This is a genomic window from Streptomyces sp. F001 (assembly GCF_004187715.1).
GTDB classification, from domain to species: Bacteria; Actinomycetota; Actinomycetes; order Streptomycetales; family Streptomycetaceae; genus Streptomyces; species Streptomyces flavusporus.
The window spans coordinates 1-3,782 of record NZ_QZWF01000120.1; the positions used below are offsets into that span (position 1 = coordinate 1).

Consider the following 3,782-nt stretch of genomic DNA (forward strand, 5'->3'; position numbering starts at 1 on the left):
AGCTGCAGGCAGTCACGCCGCACGCAGCTGCGTGCGGCGTGACTGCCTGCAGCTGCGTGCGGCGTGACTGCCTGCAGTTGCGCAGGCGGGGGGTGCCGGGCGCGCAGTGTCGGCGGCTACCGGTGAAAATCGGGTTCGTGGAACTGACTCTGCTCGGCACCGGTGCCCCGGCGGGACTGCCCCGCCCCGACTGTCCCTGCGCGGCCTGCGCGACCGCGCTCGGCGTGGATGCGCGGGCGGCCACCGCCGCTCTGGTGGACGGGGCGCTGCTGCTCGATCTGACGCCGGGTGCGGCGTTCGCGGCGGCGCGGGCAGGGCGTTCGCTGTCGGGCGTACGGCAGGTGCTGCTGTCGCATCCGCACGACGGTCCTCCGGTGGAGGTGCCGGCCGGGCTGCCGCAGCCCGGGCGGGTGCCGGACGGGCGGGAGTTGGCGCTGCTGACGGGGCATCGGGTGCGGGCGGTGGCGATGGACTCGCCGGGCACGGGGTACGCGGTCACCGGGCCGGACGGCCAGCGGGTGCTGTATCTGTCGCCGGGCGGCGCACCGGCCGGACTGGAGGAGGGCTCCGCCCAGGCCGAGCCGTACGACATGCTGCTCGCGGACGTGGTGGGGCGGCCGGACGGCCTGGCCCGGTTGCGGGCGGTGGGCGCGGTGGGGCCGACGACCGATGTCGTCGCCGTCCATCTGGACCACGACGTGCCACCGGGGGCCGAGTTGCGGCGGCGGCTGGCGGCGGCCGGGGCGCGCGCGGTGCCGGACGGGACGACGCTGGCGGTGGGGGCGTACGAGGATGTGCCGGACGTGCCGCGGCGGACGCTGGTGCTGGGCGGGGCGCGGTCGGGGAAGTCGGTGGAGGCGGAGCGGCGGCTTGAGGCGTTCCCCGATGTGCTGTACGTCGCGACGGGCGGCACCCGGAACGGGGACGGCGAGTGGGCGGAGCGGGTCGCCGCGCACCGGGAACGGCGGCCCGGGTCGTGGCGGACGACGGAGACGTGCGATCTGGTGCCGTTGCTGAAGGAGGACGGGCCGCCGCTGCTGATCGACTGTCTGTCGCTGTGGCTGACCGACGCGATGGACTCCGTCGGGGCGTGGGACGACGCCGAGTGGGCCGCCGGGGGTGAACGTGCGCTGCGGGAGCGGGTGCGCGAGCTGACGGAGGCGGTGCGGCAGACCCGGCGGGTCGTGGTCGCCGTGTCCAACGAGGTCGGGTCGGGGATCGTGCCGGCCACGGCGTCGGGGCGGCGGTACCGGGACGAACTCGGGCGGCTCAACGCGGCGTTCGCGGGTGAGTGCGAGCAGGTGCTGCTGGTGGTGGCGGGGCAGGCGGTGCTGCTGCGGGGGTGACCGTCCGCCGCCGCTGCAGGGTCAGGTGCGGCGGGCGATGATCCGGTAGGCGTTGGCGAAGCGGGTGCGGCGGAACAGGGGCGCCAGGGTGTGGTCCGCGGCGCCGGCCGCCGCCGTCAGGGGCAGGGCGGCGCACCGGAAGGTCGTACGGACTGTCCGCTGGAGCGGGGTCGGTGCGGTCGGCCGCCACGGCGTGTCCGGGTCCGGCAGGACGTGGGACAGAGCCAGGGACAGGGCTGTCGACAGGTCGTGGGGCCGGTGGGCCGGGTGGTGGTCGGCGGTGACGATCGTGCAGCCATGGGACTCCAGTTCCCTGCGGAGGTTGTCCAGCGGGATCAGGTGCAGATGGCGGGGCAGGGTGTGCGGGAGCCACCACTTGCCGAGCAGCCTGGCGAACGCGCACTGCGGGTCGGGGGCTTCGAGGAGGAGGTGGCCGCCGGGGCGCAGCGCGAGGACGGCGGCCCGGAGTTCCGCACGGGGGGCGGGGGTGCGGTCCAGGTGGTGGAGCAGGCTGACGACGTCGTAGCGGGCGCGCAGGCGTGCGGTGAGGTCGGGGGCGGCGAGGTGGCCGACGTACGCCTCCTCGATGTGGCCGGCCTCGCGGGCCCGCAGCACGCGGTGGGTGGGGTCGACGCCGTCGAACGCCGTGTACGGGAAGAGTTCCCGCGCCGCCTGTGGGAAGTGCGCCTCACCCGTGCCGACGTCCAGCCAGCTCTCCGGCTCCGGGAAGGGCAGCAGCGCGCGGGCGGCCGCCCGGAGCCGGCGCCGGCTCGGCCGGGGGTCGTGCGGGTACCGGTGGTGGAAGGCGAGGCCCTCGGGTGAGAGAGGCGGGTTCAGGAAGGTGTGGCCGCAGTCCCGGCACTCGTCGAGCGTGAAGGTGCCCGGCTTGTGCTGGAGCAGGTCGGGGGCGGTGAAGCGGGTGAGCAGGCGGGCCGAGCCGCACCAGGGGCAGTCGGCGCGGCGCGGGGCGTGGAAGCGGTCGGTGCCCAGGGCGAGTTCGGCGAAACAGGCGGCACGGCGTCGCTCGGCCGCCGCTGTGGCGGGGGGCGTGGGTGGCATCGGCGGCTCCCGGGAGACGACGGACGGAGACCTGCGGCAATCCGCTGCAAACCGGAACGTATGGGATCACGATCTTGGGTGCAATGACATCGCGGGTGAGCGGTGGCCATGTGGCGCCGTCCTGTTCGATCGAGGCCGGTACTGTTCGGCGAATGAGCTCGCTTAATCTCGACGACTTCACCGATCTGATCGAGCGCCCCGACGGTGGGGTGCGCCGCGACGCCGAGGCGCGCCGGGAGCGTCAGATCGTGCCGCCCGGTTCGCTCGGGCGCCTCGACGACCTGGGTGAGTGGCTGGCCGCGGCGCAGGGCACCGTACCGGTGCGGTCGGTGGAACAGCCGCGCGTGGTGCTGTTCGCCGGGGACCACGGCATCGCGGAGTTGGGAGTGTCGGCGCGGCCCGCGGGCAGCGCCGCGGAGTTGGTGCGGGAGGTGCTGGAGGGCGGCCGTCCGGTGTCCGTGCTCGCCCGGCGGCTCAGTGTGCCGGTGCGGGTCGTCGACATGGCACTGGACTGCGATCCGGGGACGCTGCCCGAGGACGTCGTACGGCATCGGGTGCGGCGCGGCAGCGGCCGGATCGACATCGAGGACGCGCTGACGGCCGAGGAGGCGGAGGCCGCCTTCCGGGCCGGGGTCGCGGTGGCCGACGAGGAGGCCGACTCCGGTACGGATCTGGTCGTGCTGGGCGATGTGAGCGTGGGCGGCACGACGGCGGCCGGGGTGCTGGTCGCCGCGCTGTGCGGAACCGACGCCTCCGTGGTGACCGGGCGGGGCGGCCTCGCGATCGACGACCTGACGTGGATGCGCAAGTGCGCCGCGATCCGGGACGCGCTGCGGCGGGCGCGGCCGGTGCTGGGAGACCAGTTGCAGCTTCTGGCGACGGTGGGCGGTGCCGACCTCGCCGCGATGACCGGGTTCCTGCTGCAGAGCGCCGTGCGGAAGATGCCGGTGATCCTGGACGGGGTGGTCGTCGCCGCGTGTGCGCTGGTGGCCCAGCGGATCGCGTTCCGGGCGCCGGACTGGTGGCTGGCGGGGCACAACAGCGGGGAACCGGGACAGGCCAAGGCGCTGGACCGGATGGCCCTGGAGCCGCTCCTCGACCACGGGATGAAGGCCGGCGAGGGCGTGGGCGCCCTGCTGGCACTGCCCCTGGTACAGGCCGCGGCGGCACTGGCGGCGGAGCTGCCCGAGAAGGCGGACTCGGTGACGGAGGAGCAGACGGAGGCCGGCGAGAGGGCGTAGGCGGCTGCGGAAGCTGCGCAGGCGGCGAGTGCGGGCGTCCCGGTGGCGGTCGGGGCCGTCCGCCGGACGGCCCCGCTGCCCCTCGTGCACCACCGGCCCGCGCCGGCGAGGTGCCTCCCCCAGAGGGGGGACCCCC

Annotated in this window: 3 protein-coding genes; 2 read left to right on the top strand and 1 reads right to left on the bottom strand. The window is 75.4% G+C overall.

Annotated features, from left to right (window positions below; genetic code table 11):
• Positions 1 to 137: 137 nt before the first annotated feature.
• Positions 138 to 1,346, top strand: a complete 1,209-nt coding sequence (locus StrepF001_RS44690; RefSeq protein WP_129803793.1) for a bifunctional adenosylcobinamide kinase/adenosylcobinamide-phosphate guanylyltransferase — start codon at positions 138 to 140, stop codon at positions 1,344 to 1,346.
• Between the two features lie 21 nt (positions 1,347 to 1,367).
• Here StrepF001_RS44690 and StrepF001_RS44695 read toward each other — a convergent pair whose 3' ends face one another.
• On the bottom strand, positions 1,368 to 2,405 hold the full coding sequence (locus StrepF001_RS44695; protein WP_129803794.1) for a class I SAM-dependent methyltransferase: 1,038 nt from the start codon (positions 2,403 to 2,405) through the stop codon (positions 1,368 to 1,370).
• 152 nt (positions 2,406 to 2,557) lie between these two features.
• Here StrepF001_RS44695 and cobT point away from each other — a divergent pair, with 152 nt between their 5' ends.
• On the top strand, positions 2,558 to 3,646 hold the full coding sequence (gene cobT, locus StrepF001_RS44700; RefSeq protein ID WP_129803795.1) for a nicotinate-nucleotide--dimethylbenzimidazole phosphoribosyltransferase: 1,089 nt from the start codon (positions 2,558 to 2,560) through the stop codon (positions 3,644 to 3,646).
• The last annotated feature ends 136 nt before the right edge of the window (positions 3,647 to 3,782 follow it).